The following is a 15,541-nucleotide window of genomic DNA, read 5'->3' on the forward strand; positions in this document are numbered from 1 at the left end:
GGGATGCGCGCTCCAGTCCGGATGGGGTGTGATGCTCGACACCCGATACTAGAACACGTTCCAGTTCTGCGGAAACGCGGTGATGGTGGCCGGTCAGTCCATCAGCTGGAAACGGATGGCCGCGGTCACCGAATCGACGGCCTCCCCGAGGGCCTCGATGCGCTCCAGCGGTGACGGAGCCGCGAGGATCGCGAACCGGTCCGCCTGGCCGATCGGGAGCTGACCGGCCCACCGGAACGCGCGGTCGATGTCGTCGAGGTCGTCGGTGTCCGAGGAGTCGTCGAATCGGGCCTCCGTCCGACCCGCGGACCGCACGAGCTCGAACAGCTCGCGGATGCTCTCGGCCACCGCCGAGTACTGCTGGTCCAGCGACTCGGACCCGAACGAGACGATCGGCTCGTCCGGGTACTCCTCGACCAGGGCCCGGGGATACGGGTCGTCGGGCAGCCAGTCGACCACGCGGATCCGCTCGGTGCCGACGCAGCGCACGAGCGCCCGCCCGTCGTCGGCGACATGGTGTTCGACGATGCGCGCGACGGTGGCGATCATGTGGCGCTCGTCGAGGCCACCGACCTCGGCGCCGCGCGCTATGAGGACGACGCCGAACTGCGGTTCGTCGCTCTCGAGGCAGTGCGCCAGCATCTCCCGATACCGGGGCTCGAAGATCTGCAACGGCAACAGTTCTCCCGGGAGCAGGGCCATCCCCAGCGGGAACATCGCCATCTGCTGCACCGGGGGTTCGGCCATGCCCCCACGGTAACCGTGCCGCGCGACACGCCGGACGAAACGCGACTACGAGGAGGGGCGTGCGTCCAGGACGACCTCGAACTCGAGCAACTCGGCGCCACTCGAGACGGGGTTGGCCCGCTCGCCGGCGTGCGCCTCGCGTGCCGGTCCACCCGACCAGGCAGCGAACGCCTCGTCGGACTCCCACTGCGTGACGACGAAGTAGCGGTCCTCGCCCTTGGTCGGACGGAGCAACTGGAACCCGAGAAAACCCGGCGTCCCGTCGACCGAGTGGGCGCGGTTCGCGAACCGCTTCTCGAGTTCGGGGCCTGCACCCTCGGGGACCGAGATCGCGTTGATCTTGACGACTGCCATGCCCGCTATCGTATCGACCGTGACAGCCGAGATCGGGCTGAGAGACCACGGGAGCGCCGTTCTCGGCCCCGACGGCTCCGACAGCGACGACGCCCGGCCCATCCTCCTGCTGCACGGCCTCATGGGTCGCGGGCGCACCTGGCGGCGACAGGTCCCGTGGTTGCGTCGCTACGGCCAGGTGTTCACCGTCGACGCCGCGTTCCACACCGGCGCGGGAGACGTCGACATCGACGAGCTCGCGGCCGAGGAGATCACCACCGAACGCTTCGTCGCCGACATCGCCGAGACGCTGACCTGGATCGACCGGGGGCCCGCGGTGCTCGTCGGCCACTCGATGGGCGGTCTGCACGCCTTCTGCACCGCCGCCGCACACCCCGAGCTGGTGTCGGCGCTCGTCGTCGAGGACATGGCGCCGGACTTCCGGGGCCGTACCACCGCGGAGTGGTCGGAGGTGTTCGCGCACTGGCCCCGGACCCTGGACTCGCCGGCGCACGCGGAGGAGGTGTTCGGTCCGGTCGCGGGTCGGTACTTCTACGACGCGTTCGACGACGGGCGGATGCACGGCAGCCTCGACGTGTGGCAGGCGATCGCGGACGAGTGGGGGCGACGGTCGTTCTGGGACGAGTGGTCGTCGGTCTCGGTCCCGTCGTTGCTCGTCGAGGCGGGCGCCGGGGTCACCCCGCCCGGTCAGATGGCGCGCATGGCCGAGATGAACCGACTGGCAACGCATCTCGTGATCGAGGGTGCTGGCCATCTGGTCCACGACGACCGCCCGGAGACCTACCGAGGCGCTGTCGAGGCGTTCCTGTCGGCGATGCTGCCCTGAGCCTCGCCACCCTCCCCGGCCAACCAGAACAGCGTGCCGTCGGTGGTCTCGACGAGACCGTCGGCCAGCAGCGAGTCCAGCGCGCGTTCCCGTTGCCCGGGATCGGTGGTCCACACCGTGTCGATCCGACCGCGTTCGACGGGCCCTGTCGCGGAACGGAACTCGTCGAGGATGAGTCCGCGCACCTGCCGATCGGTGCCCGCGAAGCGCTGCACCTTCTTCGGGGTGGTCACCGCCGGTCGCCCGGCCTCGACCCAGGCGCACGACGGCAGCGGACACGCGTCGCACGACGGGCTGCGCGCCGTGCACACCAGGGCGCCGAGCTCCATCAGCGCGGCGGAGAACCGCGGCGCGCGGTCCACGCGCGTCGGCAGCAGTGCGGAGGCGTCCGCGAGATCCGTGCGGGCGGGTGATCCGGCGTCACCGCGACCGTGGATCGCGCGGGCGATCACGCGTCGCACGTTGATGTCGACGACGGGAACCGGTGCGTCGTAGGCAAAGCACGCGACGGCGCGGGCGGTGTAGTCGCCGACGCCCGGCAGTGTCAGGAGGGTCTCGACGTCACGGGGCACCTCGTCGTCGAACTGTCGCGCGAGCACGCAGGCGCACTCGTGCAGACGCATGGCGCGACGCGGGTAGCCGAGCTTCCCCCAGGCCCGGACGACCTCGCCGACACCGTCGGCGGCCATCGCCGACGGGACGGGCCAGCGCTCGATCCACTCCAGCCACTTCGGGATCACGCGTGCGACAGGGGTCTGTTGCAACATGATCTCGCTGATCAGGATCTGCCATGCCGTGACGTCGTCGGCACGCCAGGGGAGGTCGCGTTCGTGGTCGTCGAACCACGACAGCAGGCTGTCGGAAAAAGTCACACCTGCGGTGTGTCCGTTTGTCGGCACAATGTCAGTCATGGCAAACATCTCTCCCGCACAGGCGTGGCGTGAGCTGCGCGACGGCAACGACCGATTCGTCTCGGGGACACCCGCACATCCGAGTCAGGGTATCGACGACAGGACGCGGCTCACCGAGGGCCAGCATCCCAAGGCGATCCTCTTCGGGTGCTCGGACTCGCGCGTGGCCGCCGAGATCATCTTCGACCAGGGTCTCGGGGACCTGTTCGTGGTCCGCACCGCGGGCCAGGCGATCGACTCCGCGGTCCTCGGATCCATCGACTTCGCGGTCGCGGTGCTGAACGTGCCCCTGATCGTCGTGCTCGGCCACGACAGCTGCGGCGCGGTCGGCGCCACGATCAAGGCGCTCGACACCAACGAGCTGCCCGGCGGGCACATCCGCGACGTCGTCGAGAAGGTGACCCCGAGCATCCTGCTCGGACGCAGCCAGGGGCTGAGCAGCACGGCCGACTTCGAGGCCAAGCACGTCTCGGAGACCGCCGCCCGCCTCCTCGAGCGCAGCTCGATCGTCAGCGACAGGGTCGAGTCGGGCGAGCTCGGGATCGTGGGCCTCACCTACAGCCTCGCCGAGGGCAAGACCTACCTGCGACAGGCGATCGGAGCCGTCGACGACGCGCCGGACGCCGCGCACGCGATGACCGCGTCCTCGTAGGGACGTCGATGCGGGCGTAGCCAGGAAGTAGTGACCGTCACTTTGTGACGACACGCCGCCGGAGGTCGGGCCGCACATGCGGCCCGACCTCTAGCGTTCACTCTGTGTTGGAACCGCAGGGCCCGTTGCCGCCCGAGATCTACTGGCGCCGTCGTGCGCTGGCGATCGGCGTGGTGGCCGTCGTGGTCGCGGTCGTCGTGGGGATCGTGGTGTGGGCGTCCGGCGGTTCCGGTGACACCCCGCGCAACACCAGCGCATCGGTGTCGTCGTCGCAGCCGTACCCGTCCTCCTCGGCCTACGCCTCCGACAGCGCCGTCCCCGGCAGCGGGTCGTCCGGGGGTTCCGGCGGCGCACCGGGTCAGGTCCCGGCGTCGACGAACGCCTCGGGCGTCGTGGTCCCCGGGTCGACGACCGCGTCGGAGTCCCCGACCGCCGTCCCCGCCTCCGGACTCTGCCCCGACCAGAACATCTCCGTGGTGCTCTACACCGACAAGCCGACGTACACCGTCGGCGACAAGCCGGTGTTCACCATCGTCGTGACCAACGCCGGCCTGTCGGACTGCACCCGCGACGTCGGCAAGGACATGCAGAACGTCACCGTCCGCAGCCTCGACGGCACCCGCTACATCTGGTCCGCGACCGATTGCTCGCCGATCGCGTCGATCAACAACCAGACGCTCAAGCCGGCGCAGCAGTTCAAGGACACCATCGTCTGGTCGGGCACCTCCAGCACCCCGGGCTGCAAGACGCCCCGCCAGGTCGCGGCCGCCGGCTCTTACCAGGCCGTCGGGAACCTGGGCACCAAGTTCAGCGCTCCGATCACCTTCAACTTCACCGATCCCGCCAGCCGCTGACGGCGCCCGTCGTGGCGTAGGTCAGTCGAAGCGTTCGATCGTCGTCTCGGCCAGGCGGGACAGTCCCTCGCGGATGTGGCGGGCCCAGATCTCGCCGATCCCGTCGACCGCCTGCAGATCCGCGGCGCTCGTCGCCAACAGCGCCTGCAACGTGCCGTAGTTGCGCACCAACCGGTCGATGTGGGCGAACTGCAGACCCGGGATCCGCGCCAGCAGCCGGTAGCCGCGCGGGTTCATCGTCGTGTCCTGCGCGTCGAGCGTCGTCGGGTACCCGAACGCGCCGGCCAGCAGGGTCGAGTCCAGCAGGTCGGTGTCGTCGAGGGCCTCGATCGCCTCGAGGGCCAGCCTGACCTCCTCGGTCGTCGCCGGCTCCGGGCTGGAGTAGTAGTCGCGGACCACGAGTTCGCGGATGGTGTCGTTGTCGCCGACGAGTTCCTCGAGCTGCAGGCTGAGCTGGCGTCCGTTGCTGCCGAGCTCGAGGACGTACTGCTGGATCTCGACGGAGACGCGGCGCACCATCTCCATCCGCTGGACCGCGGTCATCGCCTCCCGGAGCGAGACGTAGTCCTCGATCTCCGCGCGCGACAGCCCGGCGCTGACCTCGTCGAGACGGGTCTTGTAGCGCTGCAGGGTGGCGACGGCGAGGTTCGCGCGCGACAGGATCGGGTCGGAGCCCTCGACGACGTGACGCACACCGTCGACGTAGGCGGACACGATCGACATCGACGCGCTCACCGAGATGACCGGGTGACCGGTCTGGATCGCGGTGCGCTCGGCGGCGCGGTGGCGGGTGCCGGACTCCTCGGTGGGGATCGACGGATCGGGGACGAGCTGCACGTTGGCGCGCAGGATCTTGCTGCCGTCGGTGGAGAGGACGACCGCGCCGTCCATCTTCGACAGCTCGCGGAGCCGGGTGGGTGCGAACTCGACGTCGAGGCGGAAGCCGCCGTCGCAGATGCGCTCGACGGCCTCGTCGTACCCGAGGACGATCAGGCCACCGGTGCGCCCGCGGAGGATGCGCTCGAGCCCGTCGCGCAGTCCGGTCCCCGGCGCGACACGGGCGATCGTCGCCCGCAGCAGCTCACCGTGCGCCGCATCCACCATCGTCCGTCGAGTCCTTTGCTCCTCCGGCGGCGGGAGGGGCCCGCGACCGGTGACAAGAGTAACGACGACTAGATTCGCCCTGCGTGAAGACCACCTTCGTCGTCCCCGACGACCTCGAACCGGCCCGTCGGGCCGATGACGCCACCGCCGTGGGTGACGTGATCCCCCCGCACAACAAGCGATGCTTCGGGTGTGGTCCGGACGCTATGCAGGGGCTGCACCTGCAGGCGATCGCGGGCGAGGGACTCACCGCGACAGCGGTTCTCGAGGTGGAGCGCCGATTCGCCGGCGGGCCCGGCGTGATCCACGGCGGCATCCTGGCCAGTGCCTTCGACGAGATGATGGGTCTGACCAACATGCTCATGGGGACGATCGCGGTGACCGCGGTCCTCGACGTCGACTACGCGGCACCCATTCAGGTCGGCACCTCGCTGCGCATGGACGCCCGTGTCCTCGGACTGCGCGGACGCAAGGTCTACAGCGAGGTCGTCGCCTACGACGCGGCCACTCCGGGCGACCCCCTCGCCGGCGGGCACGGGCTGTTCGTCGTCGTCGACCCGGTGGACCACTTCACCCGCGCCAACGCCCGTCCCTGACCTCCCGGCGCGTTCCGCGGAACGCTGTCAGAACGAGTACGGGTCGACCGAGGTGACCAGCGCGGCCCGCACGGCCTCGTGCAGGTCGGCGACCTGGGTGACCTTGATCCCGGCCGGCAGGTCGTCGGAACCGGCGGGGACGATGGCGTGCCGGAAGCCGAGCCGCTTGGCCTCGGCGACACGACGGCCGACGGCGGCCACGCGACGCACCTCGCCCGCGAGCCCGACCTCGCCGATGGCGACGGTGGACCGCGGCAACGCCTTCATCCGCACGATGGAGCCGACGGCCAGCGCGATGCCGAGATCGGCGGCGGGCTCGGTGATGCGCATACCACCCACGGTGGCCACGTAGACCTCCACCGACGACACCTTCACCGAGATCCTGCCCTCGAGCACGGCCAGGATCATCGCGACCCGGGACGAGTCCAGGCCGCTCACTGCGCGCCGCGGCGAGGCCATGTGCGTATCGGTGACCAGGGCCTGCACCTCGGCGACCATGGGTCGTCGGCCGTCCATCGCGACCGTGATCGCGGTGCCGGGGACGTCGTCGTCGCGGTGGTGCAGGAACAGGCCCGTGGGGTCGGGCACCTCGTGGATGCCGTCGCCCCGTTGTTCGAAGCAGCCGACCTCGTCGGCCGCGCCGAAACGGTTCTTGATGCCACGCACCATCCGGAGCGCGGAGTGCTTGTCACCCTCGAACGTGAGCACGACGTCGACCATGTGCTCGAGCGTCCGCGGCCCGGCCACGGCGCCCTCCTTGGTGACGTGCCCGACGAGGACCACCGCGATGCCGGTGTTCTTCGCGAGCGAGGTGAGTGCCGTGGTGACCGTGCGGATCTGCGTCACACCGCCGTTCACACCGTCCGCGCCGCCGGCGACCATCGTCTGCACCGAGTCGACGATCATCATCGTCGGGGCCACCTGTTCGGCGTGGGCGAGGACGGTGTCGAGATCGGTCTCGGCGGCGAGGAACACCTCGGGATGGACCGCGCCGGTGCGCTCTGCCCGCAGACGGACCTGGGCGGCCGACTCCTCACCGGTCACGTACAGCGCGCGACGGCCCTGCTCGGCCCACCGTTTCACCGTCTCCAGCAGCAGCGTCGACTTGCCGACACCGGGTTCCCCTGCCAGCAGGACCACTGATCCGGGGACGAGCCCGGAGCCGAGCACGCGGTCGAGTTCACCGATCCCCGTCGACAGCGCACCGGCGGCGGTCGCGTCGATCTCGGTGATGCGGCGGGCGGGGGTGACCGGGACAGCCGCGACGGCGCCGGAACGACCGCTGACGGCGACGGCAGGGGCCTCGTCGACCGTGCCCCATTCACCGCACTCGGGGCACCGACCGACCCACTTGGCTGCGCGTGCGCCGCACGCGGTGCAGCGATAGCTCGTACGGGGTTTGGCCACGGCGTGAGGCTAGCGATGCCCGCCGACACCGTGGACGGGCATCAGCCCGCGGAGCCGCCGGAACCGGTGTTGGGCTTGTCCGAGCCGTAGTTGCCCTCACCGGAGCGGTTCTCGCTGCCCTCGTTGCGGGACTCGTTCTGCTCGCCGGCCTCGAGGGCGTCGCGGTTGAGGAGCTGGTCCTGACGGCGCTCCATGACCGATCCCGCGTCGACCGGGACGTTGACCGTCACCGAGCCGGCGGTGGCGAACCGGAACTGCAGGGGCACGGTCAGCCCGGGACGGACCTTGGTACCCATCCCGGTCAGCGTGACGGTGATGCGCTTCTCGCTGGGATCGGCGGAGTTGCCCGCAGAACCCTCGGCGGACTCCGCCGCGGCGACCTCGGACTGCGGGACCGTCGCCGAGGCCGACGAGGACGCGTCGGTGCCGCTGGTCAGCAGCTGCGAGGGCTCACCGGCGCGCAGCGACTTGGTCGCCGGCAGCGACGTGCTGCCCGTGATGGTCGCGCTCCCGCCACCGGGGACCGTGATGCCCTGCAACGTGTCGTTGCGGAACGGGCTGTTGTTCGAGATCAGGAACCCGAGCTCGAACGGCCCGCCGTTGACGAACGCGTCGCTCGCGTTGACGCGCGGGTAGATGACGTGGACGTCGCGCAGGGCCAGTTCGCCGACGGTGGCGGCGCCACCGTTGACGGCGGCCTCCTGGTTGGCGGTCTGCGAGATCTGACCGGCGCCACAGGCGCCGAGACCGAGGACGACGGCCGAGCCGACTGCTGCCGCGGCCACGGCGCGCACGACGCGGGAGACCGGACGGGCGGGGACGGCCCGTGTGCGGGCGACCTGGGCGGGGGACTGCACTGCCACCGGGATTCCTCTTCAGCCTCGGGACCCGTGCGGGTCGCGCCGATGTTGCACTACGGAGCGTAGTGGCAACCGGTCCTCCCGGGTGCCTCGGGTACGCAATCGGGTGCGCGGTGCGCTCGTGGGGGGTCTGTTCCCGACCGGCGGCGGAGCTCCGGGGTCACCCCTCGCACAGGCGATTTCGCACCGGATCGCCCCTGGTAGGCCCCTGACCTGCACAGTTGTGTGATGCACGGAACATCCCCGTGCTAGACTGGCCCCATCGAAAGGGGCTAGTGAACTGTGAATTTCAAAGTCGGTGACACCGTCGTATACCCCCACCACGGAGCTGCGAAGGTCGTAGACATCGTGGTCCGCACCATCAAGGGTGAGCAGGTGGAGTACCTCGTCCTGAAGATCGCCGATGGTGACATGACCGTCCAGATCCCGTCGACCAAGCTCGAGTACGTCGGTGTCCGCGACGTCGTGGGCGCGGAGGGTCTCGGCAAGGTGTTCGACGTGCTCCGTGCCCCGCACACCGAGGAGCCCACCAACTGGGCGCGCCGCTTCAAGGCGAACCAGGAGAAGCTCATCTCCGGCGACATCATCAAGGTGTCGGAGATCGTCCGCGACCTGTGGCGTCGTGAGCAGGACCGCGGTCTGTCCGCCGGTGAGAAGCGGATGCTGACCCGCGCCCGTCGCGTTCTCGTCGACGAGCTGTCGCTCGCGCAGGGCACCGACGAGGCCAAGGCGTCGGTCATCCTCGACGAGGTCCTCGCCACCGCGTCCTGACGGACGGGCGTCCCATGCCCACCACCGCCTCGACGGTGGCGTTGATACCCGCGGCCGGGTCGGGCACCCGACTCGGCGCCGGGATCCCCAAGGCGTTCGTGGACCTGTGTGGTCGCACGATCCTGCAGCGATCTGTCGACGGCGTCCTCGCTGCCGGGGTCGACCGCGTCGTCGTGGCGGTGCCGGCGAATCTCGTCGCCGAGACACGTGCTCAGGTCCCTGACGCGCAGGTCGTCGTGGGCGGAGCCGCACGAAGTGACTCGGTGCGGGCATGTCTGGCCGCGACCGGTGATCACGCGGAGCCGCCGGACGTGGTCCTCATCCACGACGCGGCCCGTGCACTCACACCTCCCGACGTGTTCTCCCGCGTCGTGGGCGCGGTGCTGTCCGGACATGACGTGGTCATCCCGGCTGTCGCCGTCACCGACACCCTCAAGCGGGTCGGGGACGACGGAGCCGTGCTCGCGACCGTCGACCGGACGCCGCTGCGGGCCGTGCAGACACCGCAGGGCTTCCGCCCGGACGCACTGCGGCGGGCACACGCGTCGAACGGTGACGCCACCGACGACGCCGGCCTCGCCGAGGCCGACGGGATGCGCGTCCATGTCGTCGACGGCGACCTGATGGCCTTCAAGATCACGACCGACTGGGACCTGAGGATGGCTCGCATGTTGATCGAACACGGCGCGACCGCGAACCCGTCGTGACCGACATGCGCGTGGGGATCGGCACCGACGTCCACCCGATCCAGCCGGGCAAGCCCTGTTGGATGGTCGGTCTGCATTTCCCCGACGATGCCGGGTGCGAAGGCCACTCCGACGGCGACGTCGGCGTCCACGCACTCTGCGACGCTCTGCTCTCCGCCGCGGGTCTCGGTGATCTCGGTGCCGTGTTCGGCACCGGACGTCCCGAGTGGGACGGGGTCGACGGGGCCACCATGCTCACCCACGTCCGCGGGTTGATCGGCGACGCCGGCTACCGGGTCGGCAACGCTGCCGTGCAGGTCATCGGCAACCGTCCCAAGATCGGTCCCCGCCGCGACGCCGCACAGGCGCTGCTGTCGGACCTGGTGGGCGCGCCGGTGTCGGTGTCGGCGACGACCACCGACGGCCTGGGCCTCACCGGTCGCGGCGAAGGTGTCGCAGCCGTCGCCACCGCACTGCTCGTGGCGCGCGACGACTGAGCGACGACAGACGCCGATGACCCGCTCTGCCGTAGGATCGCCGGACGTGACCCTGCGCCTGTACGACTCCGCCGCGCGCGAACTGCGCGATTTCTCCCCGCTCCGTGCGGGTGAGGCGTCGGTGTACCTGTGCGGCGCCACCGTGCAGGGCGTGCCCCACATCGGCCACATCCGCAGCGGCATCGCCTTCGACCTGCTGCGCCGCTGGCTTTCGCACTCCGGGCTCGACGTGCGGTTCGTCCGCAACGTCACCGACATCGACGACAAGATCCTCACCAAGGCGGCCGACGCGGGCCGGCCGTGGTGGGAATGGGCGGCCACCCACGAGCGGGAGTTCTCCGCCGCGTACGACGCGCTGGGTGTGCTGCCACCGTCGGCCGAACCCCGCGCGACCGGGTTCATCACCCAGATGGTCACCTACATCGAGCGCCTGATGGAGCGTGGGCACGCCTACGCCGCGGACGGCAACGTCTACTTCGACGTGCGCAGCCTCCCTGACTACGGCGCGCTGTCGGGACATCGCCTCGACGACGTCCACCAGGGCGAGAGCGTGGGCACCGGAAAGCGCGACGACCGTGACTTCACCCTGTGGAAGGCCGCGAAACCCGGCGAACCGTCCTGGCCCACCCCCTGGGGTGACGGGCGGCCCGGCTGGCACCTGGAGTGCTCGGCGATGGCGACGTCGCTACTGGGTGCCGAGTTCGACATCCACTGCGGCGGGATGGATCTGATCTTCCCGCACCACGAGAACGAGATCGCCCAATCCCACGGCGCCGGAGACGGTTTCGCGCAGTACTGGCTGCACAACGGCTGGGTCACCATGGGTGGCGAGAAGATGAGCAAGTCGCTGGGCAACGTCGTGTCGATCCCGGCGATGCTGCAGCGGGTCCGTCCGGTGGAGCTGCGCTACTACCTGGGCAGCGCGCACTACCGGTCGATGCTCGAGTACTCCGACGGCGCGCTCACCGAGGCCGCCGCCGGCTATCGACGCATCGAGTCGTTCGTGCACCGCGTCGCCGAACGCTTCGGCGAGGTCGAGATCGGCACCGTCCCGGACGGTTTCGCGGCTGCGCTCGACGACGATCTCGGTGTCCCGGCGGCGCTGGCCGAGCTCCACACCGCTGTGCGCCAGGGCAATTCGGCGGCGGAGTCCGGCTCGGTCCACGAGGCTCTCGCGGCGGCGTCGTCGGTGCGCGCGATGACCGCGATCCTGGGCGTGGACCCGCTCGATCCCCGGTGGGCGGGTGCCGGCGACGACGCGCAGGCGATGTCGGCGCTCGACGTGCTCATCCGGGCTGAGCTCGACCGGCGGGCCACCGCCCGTGCGGAGAAGGACTACGCCACCGCCGACGCGGTGCGCGACCGCCTCGCGGCGGCGGGGGTCGAGGTCACCGACACCCCCGACGGCCCGCGGTGGGAACTGAAGGGACACGAGTAGATGGCGGGCAACTCCCGACGCAAGGGTGCGGTCCGCAAGGACGGCACGAAGAAGGGCCAGGTCGCCGGCTCCGGCGGCAACCGACGCCGCGGACTCGAGGGCCGCGGCGCCACGCCCAAGGCCGAGGACCGGCCGTACCACGCAGCGCACAAGCGTGCCCGCGCCGCGAGCGCGTCGGCGTCCGGTGCGGGCCGTGGCCGGTCGAGTGCTGCGAAGCGCCGCGACGAGGACGGCCCCGAGTACGTCTTGGGACGCAACCCCGTCGTGGAGTGCCTGCGTGCCGGTGTCCCGGCGACGGCGCTGTACGTGATGATCGGTGGCACGCCGGACGAGCGCGTCTCGGAGGCCGTGAAGATGGCCGGGGACAAGGGGATCGCGATCCTCGAGGCCTCGCGCGCCGAACTCGACCGGTTCAGCTCCAACGGTCTGCACCAGGGTGTCGCGCTGCAGGTCCCGCCGTACGAGTACGCCCACCCCGACGACCTGATGGCGGCTGCGCGTGACAGCGGCACGCCGCCGCTGCTCGTCGCGCTCGACAACATCACCGACCCCCGCAACCTCGGTGCGGTGATCCGGTCGACCGCGGCGTTCGGCGGGCACGGCGTCGTCATCCCCGCCCGCCGCAGCGCCAGCGTCTCCGCGGTCGCCTGGCGGACGAGCGCGGGTGCGGCGGCCCGACTTCCCGTCGCGCAGGCGCCGAATCTCACTCGCACGCTGAAGGACTGGGCCGCCGACGGTACGCAGCTCGTCGGTCTCGACGCCGACGGTGACACCACCCTGGACGAGTACGACGGCAGTGGACCGACCGTCGTCGTCGTCGGATCCGAGGGCAAGGGACTGTCGCGGCTGGTGCGGGAATCGTGCGACTCGATCCTGTCGATCCCCATGGCCGGCCCTGTCGAGAGCCTCAACGCCTCCGTCGCCGCGGGCGTCGTGCTCGCCGAGTTCGCCCGGCAGCGCCGCACCCGCTGAACCCCGCGGTCGGTTCGCACGCCACCGACCCGGGGAAGCCGCGCTGACGGCACCGTGGGAGTTGCACACTCCGCCCATTCGCATTCGTAATTGCGTCCGGATCGGGCAGCATGCGAGGTATGACACCCCGCGTCCTGATCCCGGGTGAAGCGCTCCCGCTGCGTTCGCTCGAACCGTCCTTGCTCGATGTCTTCCATCTGCGGTTGTCATCGGACGGAGCACCACCCGACCTGGTCGCATTCGTCGTCGACGAGGTCGGCAAGGTCCGCACCGACGATGACTTCGTGTTCTACAACAATCCGCAGTGCTCCGACGGCAGCGTGGCCTGGCTGCCGGAGTCGTCGGCCGTGCAGTGGATCCGCGTACACCCGGGACGCCTCGACGCGGGAGTGCACCGCGTGATCGTCGGGGCGTCCGACGGCGTCCTCACCCAGCAGGATCCTGGCGCCGTCGACCTCGTGGTCACAGATGCCGCCGGAACCCCGGTGGCATCGGCGAGCCTGCGCGCCGACGGAGTTCTCGCCGCCATGATCCTGGTCGAGATCTATCGCCGGTCCGATGAATGGAGACTGCGTCTGCTCGCGCAGGGGTACTCGGATGGCCTCGCCGCGCTCGCCGGCCACCACGGCGTCGAGATCGACGACGGTCCTCCCCCGGAGGCCCCGTCCAGCGCGAGCCCCGAGCCGTTCCGGATGGCGGCAGATCGTCGGCCGTTCCCGGTCACCCACGACCAGCCAACCGTCGCTCCGCAGCCGCAGCCGCAGCCCGACCGTGCACACCGTCGGTCTCTCTTCACCTCCCGCAAGCGTGCTCAGCTGGAGAGCGAGAACGCGCGGCTGCAGCGACTCTTCGCCGAGAGCGGGGCGATGGACAACGTGTCCATCGACGCGACTCGGCAGCGACTGCTTTCGGAGACTGCCGAGCTCACCGCGAAGGCAGAGCGGACTCGGGTGGAGATCGCGGGCCTCGAGCAGAGGCTGAGCGGTCTCCGCGGGGCCATTCGGGACGCGGAGGGTGAACAAGAGCTCGCTGAGATCGGGCTCTACCACTACCGACACAGACTGGATGATTCCATCGCATACAAGGCACGACTCGACGAGATCCGTGACCGGATGAAAGCCATGGCGAAGGCGGGTCGTGCCGTGAGCGGGGCGAGCAACTGGACGGTGAACGGTTCGAGTGCGCAGGGCCGCAAGATGGTCGCCGAGGTGTCGAAGCTGATGTTGCGGGCCTACAACGCGGACGCAGACCACGCGGTGCGGACTCTGCGGCCGTTCAAGGTCGACTCCGCTCTGGTCCGGCTGGATTCGACGCGGACGACCATCGCGCGTCTCGGTCGGACGATGTCGATTGCGGTGACCGATCAGTATCACCGGCTGCGTCGCCAGGAACTCGAACTCACCTCCGACTACATCAACAAGCTGGCGGAGGAGAAGGAGCGTCAGCGCGAACTCAAGGAGCAGCAGCGTGAGCAGGCGCGCGCCGACGCAGAGTACGCGCGGGAACAGGTCCGGCTGGAACGGGACCGCGACAAGTATGCGGACGCACTGGCGCGTCTCGAGAGCGGATCCGGTAGTGCGCAACAGATCGCGCAGGTGCGATCGCAACTGACGTCGGTGAGAGCGGCCCTCGATCAGGTTGCTCACCGTCGAGCCAACATGCGCCTGGGCTACGTCTACGTCATCTCGAACCTGGGCGCCTTCGGGGAGAGGATGGTCAAGATCGGCATGACGAGGCGCGTCACTCCCGAGGAACGAGTGCGTGAGCTCGGCGATGCGTCTGTCCCATTCCGATTCGACACGCACGCACTGATCTTCAGCGAGGACGCCGTCGCCCTCGAAACCGCTCTGCACCAGCGATTCGCGGACAGGGCGGTCAACCAGGTGAACCGGCACCGTGAGTTCTTCTACGCGAGCCCGTCGGAGGTTCGAGACGTGCTGGAGGAGATGGGGATCGCGGACAACATCGTCGTCCAATACGACGAGGAGACCCCTGCCGACGAATGGCGGAGGTCGGGTGGTCCGGATCGCGCGCTGCTCCCGACCTGACGGACTACAGACGGTCCACAGGTGTCACCGGTCAGCGACGGCGTGCGCGCTGTGCACACGTCTCGTGACATCGGTGCCAGTTGTGGACGCCCGCCCCGGCGTCAGATCTGAGGCTCGAGGTACGCGACGATCGCCTCGGTGAGGCCGTGGCGGGCCAGGTCGAGGTCGCTGTAGGAGCCCAGCTGCTTTTCGGAGACGATGCCCCGCATGGCGCCCGGGATGAACGCCGCGACCGCGGCGAGGCGGTCGGGATCGACGCCGAGACCGGCGAAGGCGCGGGTGCAGGTGTCGAGCCACGCCTGACGCCACGACGCGAACTCCGCCGCGGTGCGGGGGAACAGCCGCTCGAACTCGTCGCGATCACGGGGCATGGCCGCGCGGAGGGTCTCGATGGCGCGGGAGTCCGTTCCCGACAGGCCGTCGTAGAGGTTGTCGACGATGGTCGCGACCCGCTCACGCAATGACGATCCCGGTGATGCGCCGGCGGGCAGGTCCCCGCGCCGTTCCGCGGTGTACCGGAGCACCGCGGCCCACAGCCCGTCGATGTCGCCGAACTGGTACTTGATCGCCCCCCACGTGGCACCGGCCTCCTTCGCGATTCGATTTCCCGAGACGGATCCGGGATCGCCGGTGGCGAGCGCGTGCAACGCCGCGTCGAGCATGGATTCACGGGTGGCCTGACCGCGCCTGTTGGCGCGCCGTTCCGCGACCTCGATCTCGACCATGACGTCGATGGTAAAGGTCGCGTGCAGTTCACAGAACCCTCTGTCTTTTTATTACAGAGGGTTCTATGGTGAGCGCATCACTGCTCGACGGCG

General features: G+C 69.9%; 17 protein-coding genes. 10 read left to right on the forward strand and 7 right to left on the reverse strand.

What is annotated here, in order from left to right; genetic code table 11:
- Positions 1-93: 93 nt before the first annotated feature.
- Positions 94-747, reverse strand: coding sequence for an LON peptidase substrate-binding domain-containing protein (locus LX14_RS10595; RefSeq protein ID WP_253647167.1), 654 nt, complete (start codon positions 745-747; stop codon positions 94-96).
- Positions 748-792: 45 nt separating this feature from the next.
- On the reverse strand, positions 793-1,101 hold the full coding sequence (locus LX14_RS10600; RefSeq protein WP_253647168.1) for an antibiotic biosynthesis monooxygenase family protein: 309 nt from the start codon (positions 1,099-1,101) through the stop codon (positions 793-795).
- Here LX14_RS10600 and LX14_RS10605 point away from each other — a divergent pair.
- On the forward strand, positions 1,100-1,927 hold the full coding sequence (locus LX14_RS10605) for an alpha/beta fold hydrolase (protein ID WP_372505316.1): 828 nt from the start codon (positions 1,100-1,102) through the stop codon (positions 1,925-1,927). The two genes, LX14_RS10600 and LX14_RS10605, sit on opposite strands and share 2 nt — an antisense overlap.
- On the opposite strand, the gene LX14_RS10610 is transcribed toward LX14_RS10605, so the two are convergent.
- On the reverse strand, positions 1,882-2,838 hold the full coding sequence (locus LX14_RS10610) for an iron-sulfur binding domain-containing protein (protein ID WP_253647169.1): 957 nt from the start codon (positions 2,836-2,838) through the stop codon (positions 1,882-1,884). The two genes, LX14_RS10605 and LX14_RS10610, sit on opposite strands and share 46 nt — an antisense overlap.
- On the opposite strand from LX14_RS10610, the gene LX14_RS10615 reads away from it, so the two are divergent.
- Both LX14_RS10615 and LX14_RS10620 read left to right on the forward strand, forming a co-directional pair.
- The gene (locus LX14_RS10615) at positions 2,837-3,490 is read left to right on the forward strand and encodes a carbonic anhydrase (RefSeq protein WP_253647170.1); all 654 of its coding nucleotides are present in this window, start codon (positions 2,837-2,839) and stop codon (positions 3,488-3,490) included. The two genes, LX14_RS10610 and LX14_RS10615, sit on opposite strands and share 2 nt — an antisense overlap.
- Positions 3,491-3,594: 104 nt before the next feature.
- On the forward strand, positions 3,595-4,344 hold the full coding sequence (locus LX14_RS10620; protein WP_253647171.1) for a hypothetical protein: 750 nt from the start codon (positions 3,595-3,597) through the stop codon (positions 4,342-4,344).
- Between the two features lie 21 nt (positions 4,345-4,365).
- On the opposite strand, the gene disA is transcribed toward LX14_RS10620, so the two are convergent.
- Positions 4,366-5,448 (reverse strand): DNA integrity scanning diadenylate cyclase DisA, encoded by a 1,083-nt coding sequence (disA, locus tag LX14_RS10625; protein ID WP_253647172.1) that lies wholly within the window; start codon positions 5,446-5,448, stop codon positions 4,366-4,368.
- Positions 5,449-5,531: 83 nt separating this feature from the next.
- On the opposite strand from disA, the gene LX14_RS10630 reads away from it, so the two are divergent.
- Positions 5,532-6,044, forward strand: coding sequence for a PaaI family thioesterase (locus tag LX14_RS10630; RefSeq protein ID WP_253647173.1), 513 nt, complete (start codon positions 5,532-5,534; stop codon positions 6,042-6,044).
- A 27-nt stretch (positions 6,045-6,071) separates the two neighbouring features.
- Here the strand turns inward: LX14_RS10630 and radA are convergent, their stop codons facing one another.
- On the reverse strand, positions 6,072-7,451 hold the full coding sequence (gene radA, locus LX14_RS10635) for a DNA repair protein RadA (RefSeq protein WP_253647174.1): 1,380 nt from the start codon (positions 7,449-7,451) through the stop codon (positions 6,072-6,074).
- A 41-nt stretch (positions 7,452-7,492) separates the two neighbouring features.
- On the reverse strand, positions 7,493-8,314 hold the full coding sequence (locus LX14_RS10640) for a copper chaperone PCu(A)C domain-containing protein (RefSeq protein ID WP_253647175.1): 822 nt from the start codon (positions 8,312-8,314) through the stop codon (positions 7,493-7,495).
- Positions 8,315-8,593: 279 nt separating this feature from the next.
- Here LX14_RS10640 and LX14_RS10645 point away from each other — a divergent pair, with 279 nt between their 5' ends.
- The 6 genes from LX14_RS10645 (at position 8,594) to LX14_RS10670 (ending at position 14,723) form a co-directional block, all read left to right on the forward strand.
- On the forward strand, positions 8,594-9,082 hold the full coding sequence (locus tag LX14_RS10645) for a CarD family transcriptional regulator (protein WP_253647176.1): 489 nt from the start codon (positions 8,594-8,596) through the stop codon (positions 9,080-9,082).
- Between the two features lie 14 nt (positions 9,083-9,096).
- Complete coding sequence (gene ispD, locus LX14_RS10650; RefSeq protein WP_253647177.1) at positions 9,097-9,789, forward strand: 2-C-methyl-D-erythritol 4-phosphate cytidylyltransferase; 693 nt, start codon at positions 9,097-9,099, stop codon at positions 9,787-9,789.
- Between the two features lie 5 nt (positions 9,790-9,794).
- Positions 9,795-10,265, forward strand: coding sequence for a 2-C-methyl-D-erythritol 2,4-cyclodiphosphate synthase (ispF, locus tag LX14_RS10655; RefSeq protein ID WP_253647974.1), 471 nt, complete (start codon positions 9,795-9,797; stop codon positions 10,263-10,265).
- 46 nt (positions 10,266-10,311) lie between these two features.
- Complete coding sequence (gene cysS, locus LX14_RS10660; RefSeq protein WP_253647178.1) at positions 10,312-11,703, forward strand: cysteine--tRNA ligase; 1,392 nt, start codon at positions 10,312-10,314, stop codon at positions 11,701-11,703.
- Positions 11,704-12,675, forward strand: coding sequence for a 23S rRNA (guanosine(2251)-2'-O)-methyltransferase RlmB (gene rlmB / locus LX14_RS10665; RefSeq protein WP_253647179.1), 972 nt, complete (start codon positions 11,704-11,706; stop codon positions 12,673-12,675).
- Between the two features lie 119 nt (positions 12,676-12,794).
- Positions 12,795-14,723 (forward strand): SNIPE associated domain-containing protein, encoded by a 1,929-nt coding sequence (locus LX14_RS10670; protein ID WP_253647180.1) that lies wholly within the window; start codon positions 12,795-12,797, stop codon positions 14,721-14,723.
- Between the two features lie 101 nt (positions 14,724-14,824).
- On the opposite strand, the gene LX14_RS10675 is transcribed toward LX14_RS10670, so the two are convergent.
- Positions 14,825-15,448, reverse strand: a complete 624-nt coding sequence (locus LX14_RS10675) for a TetR/AcrR family transcriptional regulator (protein WP_253647181.1) — start codon at positions 15,446-15,448, stop codon at positions 14,825-14,827.
- Between the last annotated feature and the right edge of the window lie 93 nt (positions 15,449-15,541).

It is taken from the genome of Williamsia deligens, assembly GCF_024171765.1.
Taxonomy (GTDB): Bacteria; Actinomycetota; Actinomycetes; order Mycobacteriales; family Mycobacteriaceae; genus Williamsia_A; species Williamsia_A deligens.